The 19,669-nt window shown below is 58.9% G+C and carries 17 protein-coding genes and 1 pseudogene; 9 read left to right on the forward strand and 9 right to left on the reverse strand.

Annotation, left to right across the window (positions count from 1 at the left end; all coding sequences use genetic code 11):
* Positions 1-29: 29 nt before the first annotated feature.
* Positions 30-1,172 (reverse strand): glycerate kinase, encoded by a 1,143-nt coding sequence (locus GPL81_RS12750; RefSeq protein WP_160107001.1) that lies wholly within the window; start codon positions 1,170-1,172, stop codon positions 30-32.
* 230 nt (positions 1,173-1,402) lie between these two features.
* Positions 1,403-2,524: a sugar diacid recognition domain-containing protein gene (locus GPL81_RS12755; RefSeq protein ID WP_160107002.1), complete on the reverse strand. Its 1,122-nt coding sequence runs from the start codon at positions 2,522-2,524 to the stop codon at positions 1,403-1,405.
* Between the two features lie 168 nt (positions 2,525-2,692).
* Between GPL81_RS12755 and GPL81_RS12760 the strand changes: the two genes are divergently transcribed.
* The 3 genes from GPL81_RS12760 to rarD all read left to right on the forward strand — a co-directional run bounded on the left by GPL81_RS12760 (position 2,693) and on the right by rarD (position 6,299).
* Positions 2,693-4,003: an MFS transporter gene (locus GPL81_RS12760; RefSeq protein WP_160107003.1), complete on the forward strand. Its 1,311-nt coding sequence runs from the start codon at positions 2,693-2,695 to the stop codon at positions 4,001-4,003.
* Positions 4,004-4,196: 193 nt separating this feature from the next.
* Complete coding sequence (locus tag GPL81_RS12765) at positions 4,197-5,210, forward strand: aldo/keto reductase (protein WP_160107004.1); 1,014 nt, start codon at positions 4,197-4,199, stop codon at positions 5,208-5,210.
* A gap of 207 nt (positions 5,211-5,417) precedes the next feature.
* Positions 5,418-6,299 carry an EamA family transporter RarD gene (rarD, locus tag GPL81_RS12770; protein ID WP_160107005.1) on the forward strand — a complete coding sequence of 294 codons (882 nt, stop codon included), beginning with the start codon at positions 5,418-5,420 and terminating at the stop codon, positions 6,297-6,299.
* A gap of 128 nt (positions 6,300-6,427) precedes the next feature.
* On the opposite strand, the gene hppD is transcribed toward rarD, so the two are convergent.
* Together hppD and GPL81_RS12780 are read right to left on the reverse strand one after the other, a co-directional pair.
* Positions 6,428-7,504: a 4-hydroxyphenylpyruvate dioxygenase gene (gene hppD / locus GPL81_RS12775; protein WP_160107006.1), complete on the reverse strand. Its 1,077-nt coding sequence runs from the start codon at positions 7,502-7,504 to the stop codon at positions 6,428-6,430.
* Positions 7,505-7,730: 226 nt separating this feature from the next.
* Positions 7,731-8,696 carry a DMT family transporter gene (locus tag GPL81_RS12780; RefSeq protein ID WP_160107007.1) on the reverse strand — a complete coding sequence of 322 codons (966 nt, stop codon included), beginning with the start codon at positions 8,694-8,696 and terminating at the stop codon, positions 7,731-7,733.
* A 78-nt stretch (positions 8,697-8,774) separates the two neighbouring features.
* Between GPL81_RS12780 and GPL81_RS12785 the strand changes: the two genes are divergently transcribed.
* The 3 genes from GPL81_RS12785 (at position 8,775) to GPL81_RS12795 (ending at position 11,890) form a co-directional block, all read left to right on the forward strand.
* Positions 8,775-9,647 (forward strand): LysR family transcriptional regulator, encoded by an 873-nt coding sequence (locus GPL81_RS12785; protein WP_160107008.1) that lies wholly within the window; start codon positions 8,775-8,777, stop codon positions 9,645-9,647.
* 112 nt (positions 9,648-9,759) lie between these two features.
* Positions 9,760-11,292 (forward strand): EAL domain-containing protein, encoded by a 1,533-nt coding sequence (locus tag GPL81_RS12790; protein WP_160107009.1) that lies wholly within the window; start codon positions 9,760-9,762, stop codon positions 11,290-11,292.
* A gap of 235 nt (positions 11,293-11,527) precedes the next feature.
* Complete coding sequence (locus tag GPL81_RS12795; RefSeq protein WP_096511755.1) at positions 11,528-11,890, forward strand: histone-like nucleoid-structuring protein, MvaT/MvaU family; 363 nt, start codon at positions 11,528-11,530, stop codon at positions 11,888-11,890.
* Between the two features lie 176 nt (positions 11,891-12,066).
* On the opposite strand, the gene GPL81_RS12800 is transcribed toward GPL81_RS12795, so the two are convergent.
* On the reverse strand, positions 12,067-12,591 hold the full coding sequence (locus GPL81_RS12800) for a DUF4946 domain-containing protein (protein ID WP_160107010.1): 525 nt from the start codon (positions 12,589-12,591) through the stop codon (positions 12,067-12,069).
* Positions 12,592-12,736: 145 nt separating this feature from the next.
* Here GPL81_RS12800 and gloA point away from each other — a divergent pair, with 145 nt between their 5' ends.
* Together gloA and GPL81_RS31965 are read left to right on the forward strand one after the other, a co-directional pair.
* A complete protein-coding gene (gene gloA, locus GPL81_RS12805; RefSeq protein WP_160107011.1) occupies positions 12,737-13,258 on the forward strand; it encodes a lactoylglutathione lyase in 522 nt (173 codons plus the stop codon).
* A gap of 17 nt (positions 13,259-13,275) precedes the next feature.
* Positions 13,276-13,353: pseudogene (locus tag GPL81_RS31965) on the forward strand (outer membrane lipoprotein carrier protein LolA); the annotation flags it as partial.
* Between the two features lie 83 nt (positions 13,354-13,436).
* Here GPL81_RS31965 and ahpF read toward each other — a convergent pair.
* From ahpF to GPL81_RS12820, 3 genes are all read right to left on the reverse strand, one after another.
* A complete protein-coding gene (gene ahpF / locus GPL81_RS12810) occupies positions 13,437-14,999 on the reverse strand; it encodes an alkyl hydroperoxide reductase subunit F (RefSeq protein WP_160107012.1) in 1,563 nt (520 codons plus the stop codon).
* 126 nt (positions 15,000-15,125) lie between these two features.
* The gene (gene ahpC / locus GPL81_RS12815; protein WP_007975937.1) at positions 15,126-15,689 is read right to left on the reverse strand and encodes an alkyl hydroperoxide reductase subunit C; all 564 of its coding nucleotides are present in this window, start codon (positions 15,687-15,689) and stop codon (positions 15,126-15,128) included.
* 233 nt (positions 15,690-15,922) lie between these two features.
* Complete coding sequence (locus GPL81_RS12820) at positions 15,923-16,861, reverse strand: site-specific integrase (protein WP_160107013.1); 939 nt, start codon at positions 16,859-16,861, stop codon at positions 15,923-15,925.
* A gap of 290 nt (positions 16,862-17,151) precedes the next feature.
* Here GPL81_RS12820 and GPL81_RS12825 point away from each other — a divergent pair, with 290 nt between their 5' ends.
* Entirely contained in the window at positions 17,152-18,171 is a 1,020-nt protein-coding gene (locus GPL81_RS12825) for a DNA-binding protein (RefSeq protein WP_160107014.1), read from the forward strand.
* A 112-nt stretch (positions 18,172-18,283) separates the two neighbouring features.
* Here the strand turns inward: GPL81_RS12825 and gorA are convergent, their stop codons facing one another.
* On the reverse strand, positions 18,284-19,642 hold the full coding sequence (gene gorA / locus GPL81_RS12830; RefSeq protein ID WP_160107015.1) for a glutathione-disulfide reductase: 1,359 nt from the start codon (positions 19,640-19,642) through the stop codon (positions 18,284-18,286).
* Positions 19,643-19,669: the final 27 nt, after the last annotated feature.

Genomic DNA, 19,669 nt, shown 5'->3' on the forward strand with positions numbered 1-19,669 from the left:
CGCTAAATCCCCTCGCCACAGAGGTTTGCTCAGATCTTACGCGCAGCTATCCGCCACACCCGCGCAATATCACTCGCCCGCTCACGTAACAACCGCGGTGCTTCGTTGCAGGCTTGCTCCAGCGTCATCGGACCGCTCGCCAATGTAAACGCGGCATCGATGCCGTGTTCGTACAAGGCCTGATAATCCTCGCCCAAGGTGCCAGCAATCACGATCACCGGCACGCCCTGTTGCCTGGCAACCCGAGCGACGCCAAACGGCGTTTTCCCACGCAGGGTCTGGGCATCGAAACGCCCTTCCCCGGTGATCACCAGATCGGCACCTTTGATGGCTTCGACCAGTCCCACCAGCTCGGCGACCACCTCGACCCCAGGCAAGAACTGCGCACCGAGAAACGCCTTGGCGGCAAAACCCAACCCGCCCGCCGCGCCACTGCCCGGCTCATCGCGCACATCCTTGTTCAGGACTTTCGCACAGTGATCGGCGAAGTGCCCGAGGGCATGATCCAGCAGCTGAACCTGTTCCGGCGTGGCGCCTTTTTGCGGGCCGAACACCGCCGATGCACCGTGGGGACCGCACAGCGGGTTGTCGACATCGGCGGCGATGTCGAAGCGCACTTCCGCCAGGCGCGGATCGAGCTCACTCAGGTCGATGCGAAACAGTTGTGCCAGGGCCAGGCCGCCCGGTGCGAGGGGTTGTCCCTGTGCATCGAACAGCTTCACGCCCAAGGCCTGCATCGCACCGGCGCCCCCGTCGTTGGTGGCGCTGCCACCGATGGCCAGGATGATGCGTTGCGCGCCTTCGTCGAGGGCGAAGCGGATCAATTGGCCGGTGCCAAAGGTGCTGCTGTTGCAGGCATCGCGTTGATCGACCGGCACCAATTGCAAGCCACTGGCCTCGGCCATTTCGATGATCGCGGTACGGCTGTCCGGCAACCAGCCCATCTTCGCTTGGGCGGTATCGCCGAGGGGGCCGCGCACTTCGGCACGATGTTGCTCGCCGCCGCACGCCGCCAGCACCGCCGCGACGGTGCCCTCCCCGCCATCGGCCATCGGGCATTTGATCAATTGTGCTTCGGGCCAGACTTCCGCCAGCCCCAGAGCGATGGCATCCGCTACGCCCTGGGCACTCAGGCTGTCCTTGAACGAATCGGGGGCAATCACGATTTTCATGGGAATTCTCCAGTTCCAATGCGCCCATGCTGCCAGCCGGCCAGTCCGATGACCCCGGTCCGCTGCACAAGCGGTCATGGGGATTATTGTTCATTTCCACAAAAATTGGTGATTCACCCATACCCTGTGGGAGCGGGCTTGCCCGCGATAGCGGTGGGTCAGTCAGCATGGAGGTTGGATGTGATGGCCTCTTCGCTGGCAAGCCAGCTCCTACAGGGGGAATGTGATCTTTATGGATTCGTGTCGGTCTGCGGGAGCAGTTGCACGCCCAGGTAGAGGGCGAGCATGCCGTCGAGGCGCAGTGGATCGACCCCGCTGAGTTCGGCGATCCGCTCCATGCGGTAGCGCAAGCTGTTGCGGTGAATGCCTAGCGCTTCGGCGCAGGCCTGGCTCTGGCCGTCGTGGTCGCACCAGCTGCGCAGGGTTGCCAGCAACTGGCCGTTGTTGTCCTTGGCAATGACTTTGCGTAACGGATTGAGCAGTTCGTCGAGGGCATCGTCGTTGCGGTGGCGCCAGAGCATCACCGGCAATCGATAACGGTTGAGGGTCAGCAAGCGCGACTGTGGCAACACTTCGCGCCCATAGGCCAACAGGTCGCCGACCCGGCGATAACAGCGGCGCAATCCTGCTAATCCATCGGCCTGCCCGCCTACGGCGATGCGCAGAATGTTCCAGCCAAGGCCCTCGAGCTTTTCCAGCAAACGTTCATTCTCGACGGTCTGATTGGCGGGTCGGCACCACAGCAACGAGGACTTGGCCGAACTCACGCACCAACTGTCCGGATAGCGCGACGTCAACCAGGCACTGAGTGCCTCGGCGGTTTGCCCCGGCCCGTGCTCCATGCCCAGTTCGAACAGGTAGGGCACACGGGTCATCTGCGGCTTGAGACCCAGTTGTTGCGCTTCATCGATCAGCCGTGGCGAGTCGCCGCTTTCACTGAGCAACAACGCCAATAAGTCATCGCAACGTTGACGCCGCCATTGCTGCTCCGCTTGTTGATTGCGCTGGCCCACCAGCATCTCCGCCGTCATGCGCACCAGTTCAGCGTAGGTGCGCAGGTGTTCCGGTTCGCCGGTGATGCCCAGCACGCCGATCAGGCGCTGGTCGAGCATCAGCGGCAGATTGATGCCCGGTTGCACGCCCTTGAGATACATCGCGGTCTGCGCGTCGATCTCCACCACGCGACCGTTAGCCAATACCAGTTGCGCGCCTTCATGCCGGGTATTGACCCGCTCGGGTTCGCCGCTGCCGAGGATCAACCCCTGGCTGTCCATGACGTTGACGTTGTACGGCAGGATCGCCATCGCCCGGTCGACGATGTCCTGGGCCAGGTCGTGATCGAGTTCGAACATGACGGGGTTCCTTGAATACATGATGGGGCCATTGTTCGCCCGCACAGGGCCGGGTGGCAAACCCTGTGCGCCGGCACAAAGACAACAACCGGGGCGGTGGCCGAGACTCGCAGGGCGATCAACGTTACCCTTTGCATCGCCAAAAATCATAAAAAAGAGAGAGCCGCCATGTCACAGAGCGCCGCCGCTACCCAGGCCATCGTTGACGAGAAAAACGCCGTCTACAAACGCATCACCCTGCGTTTGATCCCCTTCATTTTCATCTGCTACCTGTTCAACTACCTCGACCGGGTCAACGTTGGCTTTGCCAAGTTGCAGATGCTCGACGCGCTGAAATTCAGCGAAACCGTTTACGGCCTCGGCGCCGGGATCTTCTTTATCGGCTACGTGCTGTGCGGCGTGCCGAGCAACCTGGCCCTGACCAAATTCGGCCCACGGCGCTGGATTGCGCTGATGATGATCACCTGGGGCGCGCTGTCGACCTGCCTGTTGTTCGTCACCACACCCACCGAGTTCTACACGTTGCGCCTGTTCACCGGCGCGGCCGAAGCCGGGTTCTTCCCGGGCGTGGTGCTGTACCTCTCGCAGTGGTTCCCGACCTTCCGCCGTGGCCGCATTATGGCGCTGTTCATGTCGGCGATTCCGGTGTCCGGTTTGCTGGGCAGTCCGTTTTCCGGCTGGATTCTTAACCACTTCGGCGCGGGCCAGGCTGGGCTGGCCGGTTGGCAATGGATGTTTCTGCTGCAAGGCATTCCGACTGTGATCCTCGGCGCCCTCGCCTACTTCCTGCTTAGCGACAGTTACGCCAACGCCAAATGGCTCACGCCGTTCGAGCGTTCGGTGCTGGAAGCCGACCACGCTGACGATCTGGCCAACAAACCGAAAACCACCACCGATTCGCTGCTGGCGGTGTTCAAGAACCCGGCGATCTGGGCCTTCGGCCTGATCTATTTCTGCATCCAGAGCGGTGTCTACGCGATCAACTTCTGGCTGCCGTCGATCATCAAGAACCTGGGCTTCAGCGACAACCTGGTGATTGGCTGGTTAAGTGCGATTCCCTATCTGCTGGCGGCGCTGTTCATGCTGATGGTCGGTCGCTCGGCGGACCTGCGCAAGGAACGTCGCTGGCATCTGGTGGTGCCGATGCTGATGGGTGCGCTCGGCCTGTTGATCGCGGTGAACTTCGCCGCCAACCCAGCCATCGCCATCCTCGGCCTGACCATCGCCACCATGGGCGCCCTCACCGGCCTGCCGATGTTCTGGCCGGTGCCGACCGCAATGCTCAGTGCCGGCGCGGCGGCCGGTGGTTTAGCGCTGATCAACTCCATGGGGCAGATGGCCGGTTTCCTCAGCCCTTACCTGGTGGGTTGGGTCAAGGACAGCACCGGGTCGACGGATGCGGCTTTGTATTTGCTGGCCGGGGTGATTGTCTGTGGGAGTCTGCTTGCTTTGCGCATGACGCGGACGTTGCGGGTGTAGTACCCATCCCCTGTGGGAGCGAGCCTGCTCGCGAAAGCGGAGTGTCAGTCGACAAATGTGTTGAATGTCATACCGAATTCGCGAGCAGGCTCGCTCCCACAGTTTTGATTCGGTGTGTTTGATAAATCAGTTTGATCCGCATGTTCGTTCTGGTATTTGATTGAGCCTTTCCCATTGGCAAAAGGATTTCGACATGAGCTATCGCACGCTGGGTCATTCGGGTTTGCAGGTGTCCACCCTGACCCTGGGCACCATGATGTTCGGCGAACAGACCAGCACCGAAGATTCCCTGCGGATCATCGACAAGGCCTGGGACCAGGGCATCAATTTCATCGACACTGCAGATGTCTACACCAACGGCCATTCCGAAGAAATCGTCGGTGAAGCGATCGCCAGCCGCCGCCATGAATGGGTACTGGCCACCAAGGTCGGCTTCGGTCCGGTTGACGGCGTGCCGAATCGCAGCGGCCTGAGCCGCAAGCATATTTTCAATGGCATCGAGGCCAGCCTGACCCGCCTGGGCACTGACTACCTGGACATCTATTACCTGCACCGCGAAGACCACAACACGCCGCTGGAGGTCACGGTGTCGGCCATCGGCGACCTGATTCGCCAGGGCAAGATCCGCTATTGGGGTCTGTCGAACTACCGGGGCTGGCGCATCGCCGAGGTGATTCGGGTGGCCGACAAACTCGGCGTCGACCGGCCGGTGATCAGCCAGCCGCTGTACAACATCGTCAACCGCCAGGCCGAAACCGAGCAGATCACCGCCGCCCAGAACTTTGGCCTGGGTGTAGTGCCCTACAGCCCGCTGGCGCGCGGCGTGCTCAGCGGCAAGTACGCGCCGGACGTGAAACCGGATGCCAACAGCCGCGCCGGGCGCGCAGACAAACGCATCCTGGAAACCGAATGGCGCGTCGAATCCCTGCGCATTGCCCAGCAGATCCAGCAGTACACGCAAGAACGTGGCGTGGGCATCGTCGAGTTCGCCATTGCCTGGGTGCTGAATAACAGCGCCGTCACCTCGGCCATCGTCGGCCCGCGCACCGAAGCACAGTGGGATGCCTACACTAAGGCGCAAACGGTGAAGATTACGGCTGAAGATGAGGCCTTTATCGATTCGCTGGTGACACCGGGGCATGCGTCGACGCCGGGTTTCAATGATGTGAGTCATTTCGTGTCGGGTCGTAAACCTCGTTCGACTTGAGATCTATCGCGGGCAAGCCCGCTCCCACAGGTTCCGAGTCGATCTGCTAACGATGGGTCGACAAATCTCCTGTGGGAGCTGGCTTGCCTGCGATGGCGGTTTCGAGTCATACCCGGCTGTTGTAAATATTGATCATCCGGCCAATATTCAGCACAAAAACCACGTATCCTCCGCACCCCGTTTTACGTTCAACCTCGCGAGGACAGCTTGTCTAAAGGTATCGCTCTATCGGTTTCAGCCTCGGTGCTGTTTGCCGTCATGTATTACTACACTTCGCTGCTCACCCCCTTGAGCGGCGTGGAGATTTTTGGCTGGCGCATGCTGCTGACCGTGCCCTGCATGACTGTGTTCATGGTGGTGTCCGGTGAATGGCGACGAGCCGCTGAGCTATTGCGCCGGATCAGCATCCGACCGAAATTGATCGGTGGCCTGATCGTCTCGTCGGCGTTACTGGGCGTACAACTCTGGCTGTTCATGTGGGCACCGCTCAATGGCTACAGCCTCGATGTGTCGCTGGGCTATTTCCTGTTGCCGCTGGCCATGGTGCTGACCGGGCGCATCGCCTACGGTGAACGCCTGTCGTACCTGCAAAAAGTCGCGGTGTTCTTCGCCAGCCTCGGCGTGGTCAATGAGTTGTATCAGGTCGGCGGATTTTCCTGGGCGACACTCGTGGTGACCGTGGGTTATCCGCTGTATTTCGTCGTGCGCAAATGGCTGAGGACCGACAACCTCGGCGGGCTCTGGGTGGACATGACGTTGATGCTGCCGATTGCCTACTGGTTCGTGCAAGGTGGCGAACAAGGCTTCGGCGTCTTCGACCAGCACCCGGCATTGGCCGGGTTGATCCCGCTCCTGGGCCTGATCAGCGCCTCGGCGCTGGTGGTCTACATCATCGCCAGTCGCCTGCTGCCGTTCAGCCTGTTCGGCCTGCTGAGCTATGTGGAGCCGGTACTGTTGCTCGGCGTGGCGTTGTTGCTGGGGGAAAGCATCAAGCCCGGTGAATGGCTGACTTATATTCCGATCTGGATGGCGGTACTGGTGTTGGTGTTTGAAGGGTTCAAGCATCTGATGCGGCAGCGTCGCCCTTAAGGCAAACACAAAACAAATGTGGGAGCGAGCCTGCTCGCGATGAGGGCCTGACATTCAACATCTCGGTTGACTGATCTGGCACTATCGCGAGCAGGCTCGCTCCCACAGTTTTTTAGCGGTGAATCAGCTTAATCGGTGGACAACACACCACGACGAACCTGGTCGCGCTCGATGGATTCGAACAACGCCTTGAAGTTGCCTTCGCCGAAACCATCATCGCCCTTACGCTGGATGAATTCGAAGAACACCGGGCCCATCAAGGTTTCCGAGAAGATCTGCAGCAGCAGACGCTTGTCGCCCGCCTCGGAAGAACCGTCCAGCAAGATGCCCCGGGCTTGTAGTTCGCCCACCGGCTCACCGTGGTTCGGCAAGCGGCCTTCGAGCATTTCGTAGTAGGTGTCCGGTGGCGCGGTCATGAAGCGCATGCCGATGCTTTTCAGGTGATCCCAGGTCTTGATCAGGTCGTCGGACAGGAACGCCACGTGCTGGATGCCTTCGCCGTTGAACTGCATCAGGAACTCTTCGATCTGCCCGGCGCCCTTGGACGACTCTTCGTTCAGCGGGATGCGGATCATGCCATCCGGCGCGGTCATGGCCTTGGAGGTCAGGCCGGTGTATTCGCCCTTGATGTCGAAGTAGCGGATCTCGCGGAAGTTGAACAGCTTCTCGTAGAAATTCGCCCAGTAGGCCATGCGGCCGCGATACACGTTGTGGGTCAGGTGGTCGATGATCTTCAGGCCGGCGCCGACCGGGTTGCGATCAACGCCTTCGAGGTACACGAAGTCGATGTCGTAGATCGAGCTGCCTTCACCGAAACGGTCGATCAGGTACAGCGGCGCGCCGCCGATACCTTTGATTGCCGGCAGGTGCAGCTCCATCGGGCCGGTTTCGATGTGGATCGGCTGGGCGCCGAGTTCCAGGGCGCGCTTGTAGGCTTTTTGCGAATCCTTGACCCGGAATGCCATGCCGCACACCGACGGACCGTGCTCGGCGGCGAAGTAAGAGGCGACGCTGTGGGGCTCGTTGTTGAGGATCAGGTTGATCGCGCCCTGGCGATACAGGTGCACGTCTTTGGAGCGGTGGGTCGCGACCTTGGTGAAGCCCATGATCTGGAAGATCGGCTCCAGGGTATTGGGGGTCGGCGATGCAAACTCGATGAACTCGAAGCCCATCAGGCCCATTGGGTTTTCGTATAAATCTGCCATGGTTGGCGCCTCATCATTCTTATCAATTAACAAAGGTTAGTTGCTAGCAATGCTGAGACCGGTGGGAGGCGCGCAGGAGATGCCCCGCACGCTGCGGGCGAGGAAATCACCGTAGATCAGTTGAAACCCTAATAACTTCATGGTCGACCCAAGGCTCTTGCGGGCGAAGCTTCTGTTGCCAGAAGACGTATTCTTGTATGCGTAACCTGATTCTACACAGCGTAAATCAGTTTGTCCGCCTTCTGTATAAAATCCGCTTTTTTCCCGCTGACGCAAGGGGTTTGTTGCACAGGTAAATCCCCGCCAGAATCAGCCCTCCCCCCAGGTACATGGCCAGCGTCAGTTGTTCACCCAGCAGCAGCGCGCCGAGGATCACGGCGGTAAGCGGGTTCAGGGCGATAAAGACACCGGAACGGGTCGCGCCAATCTTGCGGATGCCGTCGTAATAGCCGATGTAAGCCAGCGCCGAACCCAATACGCCCAGGTACATCAGGCTCAGCCACTGGGACGAGCCTAGACTGGCGAGTACAGCAAGACTGACCTCACCGCGAATGGCGCACGTCAACCACAGCATCAGCGTGCCCAGCAAAATCGACCAGGTCACCGTTTGCACCGGTCCCAGGCTTTGATTCAGTTCCCGGGAGCACAGCGAATAAATGCCCCAGCCGAGCACGCAGCCGAGAATCAGCAGATCACCGATCCACGCGTCGGGATTACCGGCCAGCAGTTGCGGGTTGCGGCTGACGATCACCAGGCTTGCCCCGGCAATGCAGGTCGCGATGCCCGCGACCTTCGCCCGACTCAAGCGCTCCTTAAACAAAAGCCACGAGGCCAACCCGATCACCGCCGGGTTCAGAGCCACGATCAAGGACGCCCGCGACGCATTGATGTAGTGCAGGCCATAGAAAAAACAGAGGTTGTAAAAGAAGATCCCAAAGAACCCCAACAGCGCCAGTTGCAACCATTGCCTGGGGCTGGGTCGGGCCAGTGGAGCGCCGGTCAATCGTAAAAACAACAGCAATGCCGCGCTGGCCAGGAGAAACCGCAGGCTGGCGGCAAACAATGGACTGAGGCTGTCGGCCAAGTGTCGGCCAGCCACGAAGGTGCCGCCCCAGATCATGGTGACCATCGCCAGTTTCAAATAAACAGGTACATCGGACGGCCTGGACAGGCTTTGTTCACAGGTGGACATACGTCTCCGGTTTTGTGATCGATGGGAACGACGTATCATTCCGCTAATACTTAGTCATCGTAAAATGAGCAAACACTCATGACCCTCACTCAACTGGAGATCTTCTCCACCGTTGCCGAGCTGCACGGTTTCACGGCGGCGGCCAATCGCCTGGGGATTACCCAATCGGCGGTTTCCCATGCGTTGAAATCCCTGGAGCAGGAATTGGGAGTCGAACTGCTGCGCCGCCATCAGTCCCAGGTTGAATTGAGCGATATCGGCCGGCAGCTCCTGCTGCGGGCGCGGGCCATGTTGGGCCTGGCCAATACCTTGCGCCAGGAAGCTGCGGATGCCCGGGGCATGAAACGCGGCACCTTGCGCATCGGTTCGTTCGGTCCCACTTCGTCGATCAAACTGCTGCCCTTGATCCTGCAGCGCTACCGTGCCGAACATCCGGGCATCGAAGTTCACATCGATGAAGGGCCGGACCGTCAGGTGATCCAGTGGCTGGAAGAGCGGCGCATCGACATCGGGTTTGTGGTGCTGCCGGACGAGCGTTTCAACACGGTGGCGCTGATGGAAGACCAGATGGTTGCACTGCTGCCAGTCAATCATCCGTTGACGGCGCGTGACAGCGTAAGTCTGAGCGACTTGTGCCATGACCCTTTCGTGTTGACCGAGGCCGGTTCGTCAGAGCTGGTATCGCGGCTGTTCAATGCCGCCGGGCTGACACCCAACATTCGTTTTCGTTGCTCGCAGTTGCTGAGCACCCTGGATACGGTCGGTCGCGGCGATGCATTGACCGTGGTTGCCGAGAGCTCGCTGCCCGAGTTCAGCGACAACCGCTACGTGAAGAAACCCTTGTGGCCCGCCGTGGTGCGACAGGTCGGTTTGGCAGTACTCGATCAACGCCAGGCATCACCCGCGGCACTGGCGTTCATCAAACTGGCCCAGGGGCTTGATTACCGATGAGCGGCATAAGTACCCAGGGCCAACTATCATGGCTCGAACTTGAACTCTTTTTGCAGGGCGTCGCGCCCTGCCAGCATTTGAGAGCCCTATTTCATCGTCACAGGTTTCGCAAATGCCACTGAACGCCAAGACCCGCAAACGCAGCATCAGAGTGGCTATCACCCTTGCCAGTGGATTACTCCCGGTATTACTGGGTGGTGTCATTATCTCCATGCAAGCCGAGCGAACGCTCCAGCAAAGTACGCAGCAGACCGCCGAAGAAGCCATTCGCCAGTTCGAACTGATGTTCGACAACAACGCCCAGGCAGCACATGAGTTACTGCCCCTGGCCGGACAAAGTTGCACCGATGTCAACCTGGCCTTGCGCGAGCAAGTCACCCGCCGCCCATTCGTGCGCTCGACCACTCTGGTGTGGGACGACACTGTTTATTGCAGTTCCTTGTTTGGTGACTATCACGAGAAGATCGCATCCGGGGACTACGCCGGTGGCCGCTTGTTATTGATGAACGGCAACGCGGTCACGCCTGACACGGCATTGCTGGTGTATCGGCTCGGCGAAGGTAAACGTGGTGCGATGAGCACGCTCGATGGCTACCACCTGAGTAACGCACTGCGTATGATCGGCCGTCATACCCTGCTGGCCCTGCAAGTCGGCCCCAACTGGTTGACCACCGACGGCGAGTTCCATGAGGGGCCTCTCCCCGTCTTTCCGGTGGCGCAAACCAGAATCGATTCTTCGCGCTTTGCCTTTGGCGTTCAGGCCGGTTTCCCCGAAGGCGAAACCTGGCGCTACATGAGCAGCCAGTACCCACCGTTGTTCAGCCTGCTGATTTTCTTTGGCGTCATATCGGGCCTGATCGGACACGTTCTACAGAAGCGCTCATCGTCACCCACCCATGAAATGAAGCGTGCGCTGGACGCGGCGGAGTTCGTTCCGTACTTCCAGGCCGTTGTGCATGGCGATAGCAAAAAGATCTCCGGCATCGAAGTGCTGATGCGCTGGAATCACCCGAAAGAAGGCCTGGTGCGCCCCGACCTGTTCATTCCATTCGCCGAACACTGCGGACTGATCGTGCCGATGACCCGCTCATTGATGCAACAGACAGCCACCTTGCTCGCGCCGCTGTCCACGTCGTTCGAGGAACCTTTCCACATCGGCATCAACATTACCGCCAATCACTGCCAGGATCTGGACCTGGTCCAGGATTGCCGCGAATTTCTCGCGGTTTTCGCACCGGGTTCCATTTACCTGGTGCTGGAGTTGACCGAACGCGAACTGATCGAACCCACGGCCATTACCCATCAGCTGTTCGAACAGTTGCATGACCTTGGGGTGAAGATCGCCATCGACGACTTCGGCACCGGCCATTCCAGCCTCGGGTATCTGCGGCAGTTCAATGTTGATTATTTGAAAATCGACCAGAGCTTCGTCGCCATGATCGGCATCGACGCGTTGTCCAGCCACATTCTGGACAGCATCATGGAACTTGCCGCCAAGCTCGATCTGGCGATGGTTGCCGAAGGTGTGGAGACCCAGGCGCAAAGTGATTATCTGACGGCCCATAACGTTAACTTCCTGCAGGGCTATCTATATGGTCGACCGATGCCCGGCGCGGAGTTCATTAGTGCATTAAGTGACCATTAACTAATGCTTTCAAGCGATGAGACAGCGATAGGACGCACCAATTTGAAACAAATGACCGTTCTTGGTTACATGAAAAAAAAGACATGATTTACTCTTGGTCCATTAACTACTACAATTTTTCATGCCTGCGGTAATTTAGCAGGTGAGCCATTTATCACCGGGTCGCTTCAAGGCTCTTGGCTTATAGCTTTGTTTGCGGTTGGTATCAGCCAAACACACTATTGGAGTAAAGATATTGTCCAGACTCGCTGAATTTCGTGCAGCTGAAAAGGCCCTTCAAGAGCAGCTCAAGCAGCTTGAGTCCCTGAAGAACGATGCCGGGCTCAAGAAAGAAATCGAATTCGAAGAAAAGCTCCAGGGGCTGATGAAAACCTACGGCAAGAGCCTGCGCGACATTATCGCCATTCTCGATCCGAACCCGGCCAAATCCGGCCTGCAAGCCTCGGCGCCGAAAACCCGCCGCGCCCGCGTAGTCAAGGTTTATCAGAACCCGCACACCGGTGAACTGATTGAAACCAAGGGTGGCAACCACCGCGGCTTGAAAGCCTGGAAGGAACAATATGGTGCCTCTACCGTTGATTCCTGGTTGCGTGGCTAAGCACTTGCGCTGTAGAAAAAAGCCCTGCAAATGCAGGGCTTTTTCATGAATACCTTCTAAATTCAACGATGTTGGCCGATCAAACCACTACTTGCCGACTAACTTTGTGCTTAATCCGTTTGGGTATCTAAATATTTCGGCGCGGGCGCAAAGCCTGAAGCCACTAAAGTCTTCTTTTAAAGTTTCAAGGCGTTTCGCGCTGCCTCTATTTCATCCTGGCTGGCCTTATAAGCCTCGGCCTGTCCGGCGTAGGAAAGAACGTAGGCTTTATCGCCGTCCACCGCCGCGACCAATGTTTGAGAAAGCACATGCCGGCCGTTTTGTGTAATGGTACAGGTGGTTTCCAGCGCCGATAACCGGCTCAAGGTAGTCGGATGAATCCGGTTGCAGACACTTTGATAGCCCCCTTGAAAAAAGTCTTTCTGCACCGACTTGCGCATCTCCAGCAACACGCCTTCCAGGTTGACCTGATGATCGCTTTGCACCTGCGTCATGGTCAGCTCCATCACCATCACTGGCGTGCCGCCCTGATCGACTTTCACTGCACGCTGGCGAGACACACCTGAAGCACCCTCTCCTGGTGCAATCTCTTCGACCTGCCAGCCGGGAGGCCAGGTCATGATCGGCGTCTCGGCCTGAGCACTGGCAATCCCGGACAGCATGCCGATCAGGATGAACACCGATTTACCGAATCGAATCATTGCAATCAACACTCGCGTTTTGAGCCGTGAAGTCTGAGCCCAGGCCGTCTGTCAGGCAATAGCAGAGGCTTTGGGTTTGGTGATGTCCGAACCCTTGCGTATCATGTCCACCATTCGATAGCCCCGCTTATTTTCCGGAGGGCCCATGAGCCTGCACGAACTGAACACCTTCCCCGGCGTCACCGCTCAACCTGATACCGCGACGCATAAGTTTGTCTTCAACCACACCATGCTGCGGGTCAAGGACATCACCAAGTCCCTGGACTTCTACACGCGCATCCTCGGTTTTACGCTGGTGGAAAAGCGCGATTTCCCGGAAGCCGAGTTCAGCCTGTACTTCCTAGCCCTGGTCGATCAATCACAGGTCCCGGCCGATGCCGCCGCACGCACCGAGTGGATGAAATCGATCCCCGGCATTCTCGAATTGACCCATAACCACGGCACCGAGAACGACCCGGACTTCGCCTACCATAACGGCAACACCGACCCACGCGGCTTCGGTCACATCTGCATCTCGGTACCGGACATCGTCGCTGCGTGTGAGCGCTTTGAAGCACTGGGCTGCGACTTCCAGAAACGCCTGAACGACGGCCGCATGAAGAGCCTGGCGTTCATCAAGGATCCGGATAACTACTGGGTCGAAATCATCCAGCCGACCCCACTGTAGGAGCGAGCCTGCTCGCGATGGTCGTCAACGATAACGCTGGGCACCTGACACCCCGTGGTGCTCTCAGGTCCATCGCGAGCAGGCTCGCTCCTACAGGGGGCGATCCATGATCTGGATTTTGCCAGACACAAAAAACCCCATGATCAGTCATGGGGTTTTGTGTTTTCAGCGCCTGTGTTTATGCAGGGGCTGAAGTGCGGATCAGGTGATCGAATGCACTCAAGGAAGCCTTGGCGCCCTCGCCCACCGCGATCACGATCTGCTTGTACGGCACCGTGGTCACGTCGCCAGCGGCGAACACGCCCGCAATTGAGGTTTCACCACGGGCATCGACGATGATCTCGCCGCGCGGTGACAGCTCGATGGTGCCCTTGAGCCAATCGGTGTTGGGCAGCAGACCGATCTGCACGAAGATCCCTTCCAGCTCCACGCTGCGCAATTCGTCAGTTTGACGATCCTTGTAGCGCAGGCCGTTGACCTTCTGACCATCGCCGGTCACTTCAGTGGTTTGTGCATGGGTGATCACAGTGACGTTCGGCAGGCTGTGCAACTTACGCTGCAACACCGCGTCGGCGCGCAGCTGCACGTCGAACTCCAGCAGCGTGACATGGGACACGATACCGGCCAGGTCGATGGCCGCTTCGACGCCGGAGTTACCGCCACCAATCACCGCCACACGCTTACCTTTGAACAACGGACCGTCACAGTGCGGGCAGTACGCCACGCCCTTGTTGCGGTATTGCTGCTCGCCCGGCACATTCATTTCACGCCACCGTGCACCGGTCGCCAGGATCACGGTTTTGGCTTTGAGTTTTGCACCACTGGCGAAGTGGATTTCATGCAGCTCGCCATTCGCGCCCGGCACCAGCTTGTCGGCACGTTGCAGGTTCATGATGTCCACGTCGTACTGCTTGACGTGTTCTTCCAGTGCCACAGCCAGTTTCGGTCCTTCGGTTTCCTGCACCGAGATGAAGTTTTCGATGGCCATGGTGTCCAGCACCTGACCACCAAACCGCTCAGCCGCAACACCGGTGCGAATGCCTTTGCGGGCCGCGTAGATCGCCGCCGAAGCACCGGCCGGGCCACCGCCGACCACCAGTACATCAAAGGCTTCCTTGGCGCTGATCTTCTCTGCCTGGCGCTCGATGCCGCTGGTGTCGATCTTGGCGATGATTTCTTCCAGGCCCATGCGGCCCTGACCGAAATTCACCCCGTTGAGGTAGATGCTGGGCACCGCCATGATCTGGCGTTCATCAACTTCCGCCTGGAACAGTGCGCCGTCGATGGCGACGTGGCGGATGTTGGGGTTCAGCACGGCCATCAGGTTGAGCGCCTGGACCACGTCCGGGCAGTTCTGGCAGGACAGCGAGAAGTAGGTCTCGAAGTTGAACTCGCCTTTGAGCGAACGAATCTGTTCAATCACTTCGACACTGGCCTTCGAAGGGTGGCCGCCGACTTGCAGCAAGGCCAGCACCAACGAAGTGAATTCATGGCCCATCGGGATGCCGGCGAAACGCAGGCTGATATCGGCACCGGGGCGATTGATCGAGAACGATGGCTTGCGTGCATCGTCACCGTTGTCGAGCAAAGTAATCTGGGTGGAAAGACTGGCAACGTCTTTCAGCAGTTCGAGCATTTCCCGGGATTTCGCACCGTCGTCGAGGGAGGCAACGATCTCGATCGGCTGGGTGACCCGTTCCAGGTACGATTTCAACTGGGCTTTAAGATTGGCGTCCAACATACGGGCGATTTCCTTGAATTTGAGACATAAAAAAACGCCCGAGCGAATCTCGCCCGGGCGTTTTTATTGGGCGGTGCAGCTTACTGATCAGGTGCGGCGTTCCGCCCCGGGTTGCGTGTCACAGACTTAGATCTTGCCGACCAGGTCCAGGGACGGCGCCAGAGTGGCTTCGCCTTCTTTCCACTTGGCTGGGCAAACCTGGCCAGGGTGAGCAGCGACGTACTGGGCCGCCTTGATCTTGCGCAGCAGCTCGGAAGCATCACGGCCTACACCACCGTCGTTCAGCTCGACGATCTTGATCTGGCCTTCAGGGTTGATCACGAAGGTGCCACGGTCAGCCAGGCCTGCTTCTTCGATCAACACGTCGAAGTTGCGGGAGATAGCGTGAGTCGGGTCGCCGATCATGGTGTATTGGATTTTGCCGATGGCTGGCGAAGTGTTGTGCCAGGCAGCGTGCGCGAAGTGAGTGTCGGTCGAAACGCTGTAGATCTCGACGCCCAGCTTCTGGAAAGCGTCGTAGTTGTCGGCCAGGTCTTCCAGCTCGGTTGGGCAAACGAAGGTGAAGTCAGCCGGGTAGAAGAACACCACCGACCATTTACCTTTCAGGTCAGCGTCCGAGACTTTTACGAAGTCGCCGTTTTTGAATGCGTCAGCTTTGAACGGTTTGACTTGGCTGTTGATGATAGGCATCGATGACTCTCCGTCAGGGGTTGTGAAGTTGATGGAGAGAACTCTAACCACTCGACGGACGGAAGGCTCATTGGCAAACCTGATACTGCTGATTGGCTTTCGCTATTAGCCAACAGTATTAATAGAAGAAAACGATCTTGTAGGAGCGAGCCTGCTCGCGATGGTCCTCAACGATGACGCGGGTTTGCTGAAAGAATGCGGCGCCCTCAGGTCCATCGCGAGCAGGCTCGCTCCTACAAGGTCAGGGGCTTTTCGGGGAGGCGGGTCATGCCCAGGAACGGGCTGGCTTCGATGTAGCGCATGGCGGACTTGATGTCTTTCCAGCCCACGTAACTCATCAATGACTTCAAGTCCCAGCCACTCTGATGCGCCCACGAGGCAAAACCGCGGCGCAAGGAGTGGCTGGTGTAGTGTTCGGCGGCGATGCCCGAACGCTCCAGCGCCTGACGCAGCAGGGGTATCACGCTGTTGGCATGCAGGCCCTCTTCGCTTAGATGACCCCAGCGATCGATGCCGCGAAAAACCGGTCCGCGCACCAGGGCCGCTTCGGTGATCCAGGCGATGTACGCCTGCACCGGGCATAGTCGCTGCAAGGCGGGTGTCTGGTAAGTCTTGCCAAGGTTTTCGCGGTCACTCTTGCTGCGCGGCAAGAATAAGGTGATGCCGGAACCGGCGATGGCTTGCACATGTTCGATCTGCAGATTGCACAGCTCGTCGCTACGAAATCCGCGCCAGAAGCCCAACAGGATCAGCGCGCTATCGCGTCTGGCCCGCAGCAAAGCCGGTCGGTTGTTTTCATTGATTGCGGTTTGTGCTTCCTGCTCCAACCCGGCGATCACCTGTTCCAGATGTTGAAGCTGCAAAGGCTCGGCCTGCTTCTCCTGGGCTGGATGCAACGCACGAATCCCCTTGAACACCTTGCGCACCACTGGCGCTTTCGTCGGGTCGGCGAAGCCCTGGCTGTTGTGCCACTGCGCCAACGCCGACAATCGCAGCTTCAGGGTGTTGATCGACAGCACGCCGGCATGGGCGACCAGATAACGCGCCACGCTGTCGCCGGTGGCCGGCAGGAAACCACCCCAAGTCACCTCAAAGTGCTCGATGGCCGCGCGATAGCTGCGACGGGTGTTGTCGCGGGTCGCGGCTTGCAGGTAACGATCCAGCTCGCTCATGGAATGGCGCCTCACGGAAACACTGTAGGAGCGAGCCTGCTCGCGATGGTCGTCAACGATAACGCTGGTTGGCAGGTGTTCCGCGGCGCTTTCGAGTGCTTCGCGAGCGAGCTCGCTCCTACAGGGGTTTGTGTACGGAAGTAAGCGAGGAATCTCGCGAAATAAGTGATAACACGGGGTAATACCAGTATATCCCGTGTCAATAACATACTGTATTTAACTTTTGTTTTTCAATGGTACAATGTGTATTTACGTAATACGTACCACATCACGAAATTGTAGGAGCAATCATGGCCCGTGGCGGTGTAAATAAGGCAGTAGTGCAAGCTGCACGTTTGGCAATCCTTGCTCGCGGCGAAAACCCCAGCATCGATGCCGTACGGATCGAAATGGGCAATACCGGTTCGAAAACCACGATTCATCGGTATCTGAAGGAGCTGGGCGTCACCACTGAATCCGTGACAGCAGAACAGTCCGAACCCATCGACGATGAGCTGCTGGCACTGGTTTCGCGGCTGGCGCAACGCTTGAAGGAGCAAGCCCAGGCGCCGATCGATCAGGCCCTCGAGCAGTTCGAATCGCAACGTAAAGCGCTGGAGGCTCAGCTGGAAGAGGCTCGGGAAGCCAACACCGAACTGCATCAGCAGTACGAGATTCAGAGCCTGGCGCTGACCCAGGAGTCCGAGGCGCTGCACGAAACCCGCGCCCTGTTGCAGACCGAACAAACCCGCAATGCCGGGCTGAACCAGGCATTGGCCGACTTCGATTTACGCTTGCAGGACAAGGACGAGCAGATCCGCTCGCTGGAAGAGAAGCACCTGCATGCGCGCGATGCACTGGAGCACTACCGCAATGCGGTCAAGGAGCAGCGCGAGCAGGAACACAGCCGTCATGAAAGCCAGGTGCAGCAGTTGCAGATGGAGTTGCGCCAGGCGCAGCAAAGCGCGCTGGTACGTCAGGATGAAATCACCCAGCTGCACCGCGACAACGAACGCTTGCTGACGGAAAACCGTGGCACGCTGCGTGAGTTGAGCCTGATGCAAGAGCAGCTCAAGCAGAGCAACAGCCGCCAGGATCAGCTGTTGGAGCAAGCCACGCGGGTTGACGGCGAACGCACCCTCCTCCAGGAACGCTTGCGCGTCGCCCTTCTTGAGAGTCAGTCGCTGAAACAGAATGTCGACGAGCAGTCGCATATCAACAAGGCGCTGGAAATCGAGTTGACCAAGGCCCAGGCAGAGCTTGAAGAAAGCACACGCCTGAACGACCCCGCCCCTCCCACAACGGACGGCGGCGGGACACAAATGTCATGAACCACGCATGTCCCTGTGGGAGCGAGCCTGCTCGCGAAGAGGCCATCACATCCAGCATCCCTGCTGACTAAGCCACCGCTTTCGCGAGCAGGCTCGCTCCCACAAAAGGCGCTTAACCGGCGACCGGCGTACGCATGGTGACGAACTCTTCGGCGGCCGTCGGGTGCACGCCGATGGTTTCGTCGAAGTCACGCTTGGTGGCGCCCGCCTTCAAGGCAATCGCCAGGCCTTGCACGATCTCGCCGGCCTCCGGCCCGACCATGTGGCAACCCAGCACCTTGTCGGTCCTGGCATCCACCACCAGCTTCATCAGCGTGCGCTCCTGGCATTCGGTGAGGGTCAACTTCATCGGCCGGAAGCGGCTTTCGTAGATCACCACCTCGTGCCCGGCTTCCCGCGCTTCCTCTTCGGTCAAACCGACGGTGCCGATGTTCGGCAGACTGAACACCGCTGTCGGGATCATCTTGTAATCCACCGGGCGATACTGCTCAGGCTTGAACAGACGTCGCGCCACCGCCATGCCTTCGGCCAGTGCCACCGGCGTCAGCTGAACGCGACCGATCACATCGCCCAGGGCGAGAATCGACGGCTCGGCGGTCTGGTACTGATCATCCACCTCGACAAAGCCTTTCTTGTCGAGTTTGACCCCGGTGTTTTCCAGCCCGAGATTGTCCAGCATCGGGCGTCGGCCCGTGGCGTAGAACACGCAATCGGCTTCCAGTTGGCGGCCGTCCTTGAGCGTGACTTTCAAGCTGCCATCGGCCTGCTTGTCGATACGCTCGATGTCGGCGTTGAATTGCAGGTCCATACCACGCTTGGTCAGTTCTTCCTGCAAGTGCTTGCGCACCGAACCGTCGAAGCCCCGCAGGAACAACTCACTGCGATAGAGCAATGTGGTCTGGGCGCCGAGGCCATGAAAAATCCCGGCAAACTCGACGGCAATGTAACCGCCCCCTACCACCAACACCCGCTTGGGCAGCGCCTTGAGGAAGAACGCCTGATTGGAACTGATCGCATGCTCATGCCCCGGAATCTCCGGGATCTGCGGCCAGCCGCCGGTGGCGATCAGGATGTTTTTCGCCGTGAAACGCTCGCCGTTGATCTCGACAGTATGCGGGTCGACGATCTTGGCGTGCCCCTCATGCAGGGTCACGCCGCTGTTGACCAGCAGGTTGCGATAAATGCCGTTGAGGCGATTGATCTCGCGGTCCTTGTTGGCAATCAGCGTCGGCCAATCAAACTGCGCCTCGTCCAGACTCCAACCGAAACCCGATGCCTGCTCGAAGTCCTCGGCAAAATGCGCGCCGTAGACCAGCAATTTCTTCGGCACACAGCCGACGTTCACACAGGTACCACCCAGGTAGCGACTCTCGGCCACGGCCACTTTCGCGCCGAAACCAGCCGCAAATCGGGCCGCCCGCACACCGCCGGAACCGGCGCCAATTACATACAGATCAAAATCGTGGGCCATTGTCTATCTCCTCGGCAGGTGAACAGC

The sequence above is a fragment of the Pseudomonas izuensis genome, assembly GCF_009861505.1.
Taxonomy (GTDB): Bacteria; Pseudomonadota; Gammaproteobacteria; order Pseudomonadales; family Pseudomonadaceae; genus Aquipseudomonas; species Aquipseudomonas izuensis.

What these genes read in the sequence shown, in the direction of transcription:
- hppD (WP_160107006.1), bottom strand. Translation starts at nt 7,504, where the DNA reads ATGGCAGATTTATACGAAAACCCAATGGGCCTGATGGGCTTCGAGTTC.
- GPL81_RS12755 (WP_160107002.1), bottom strand. Translation starts at nt 2,524, where the DNA reads ATGTTCGAACTCGATCACGACCTGGCCCAGGACATCGTCGACCGGGCG.
- GPL81_RS12750 (WP_160107001.1), bottom strand. Translation starts at nt 1,172, where the DNA reads ATGAAAATCGTGATTGCCCCCGATTCGTTCAAGGACAGCCTGAGTGCC.
- gloA (WP_160107011.1), top strand. Translation starts at nt 12,737, where the DNA reads ATGAGCCTGCACGAACTGAACACCTTCCCCGGCGTCACCGCTCAACCT.
- GPL81_RS12800 (WP_160107010.1), bottom strand. Translation starts at nt 12,591, where the DNA reads ATGATTCGATTCGGTAAATCGGTGTTCATCCTGATCGGCATGCTGTCC.
- GPL81_RS12785 (WP_160107008.1), top strand. Translation starts at nt 8,775, where the DNA reads ATGACCCTCACTCAACTGGAGATCTTCTCCACCGTTGCCGAGCTGCAC.
- ahpC (WP_007975937.1), bottom strand. Translation starts at nt 15,689, where the DNA reads ATGCCTATCATCAACAGCCAAGTCAAACCGTTCAAAGCTGACGCATTC.
- GPL81_RS12760 (WP_160107003.1), top strand. Translation starts at nt 2,693, where the DNA reads ATGTCACAGAGCGCCGCCGCTACCCAGGCCATCGTTGACGAGAAAAAC.
- gorA (WP_160107015.1), bottom strand. Translation starts at nt 19,642, where the DNA reads ATGGCCCACGATTTTGATCTGTATGTAATTGGCGCCGGTTCCGGCGGT.
- GPL81_RS12790 (WP_160107009.1), top strand. Translation starts at nt 9,760, where the DNA reads ATGCCACTGAACGCCAAGACCCGCAAACGCAGCATCAGAGTGGCTATC.
- GPL81_RS12820 (WP_160107013.1), bottom strand. Translation starts at nt 16,861, where the DNA reads ATGAGCGAGCTGGATCGTTACCTGCAAGCCGCGACCCGCGACAACACC.
- GPL81_RS12780 (WP_160107007.1), bottom strand. Translation starts at nt 8,696, where the DNA reads ATGTCCACCTGTGAACAAAGCCTGTCCAGGCCGTCCGATGTACCTGTT.
- GPL81_RS12765 (WP_160107004.1), top strand. Translation starts at nt 4,197, where the DNA reads ATGAGCTATCGCACGCTGGGTCATTCGGGTTTGCAGGTGTCCACCCTG.
- ahpF (WP_160107012.1), bottom strand. Translation starts at nt 14,999, where the DNA reads ATGTTGGACGCCAATCTTAAAGCCCAGTTGAAATCGTACCTGGAACGG.
- GPL81_RS12825 (WP_160107014.1), top strand. Translation starts at nt 17,152, where the DNA reads ATGGCCCGTGGCGGTGTAAATAAGGCAGTAGTGCAAGCTGCACGTTTG.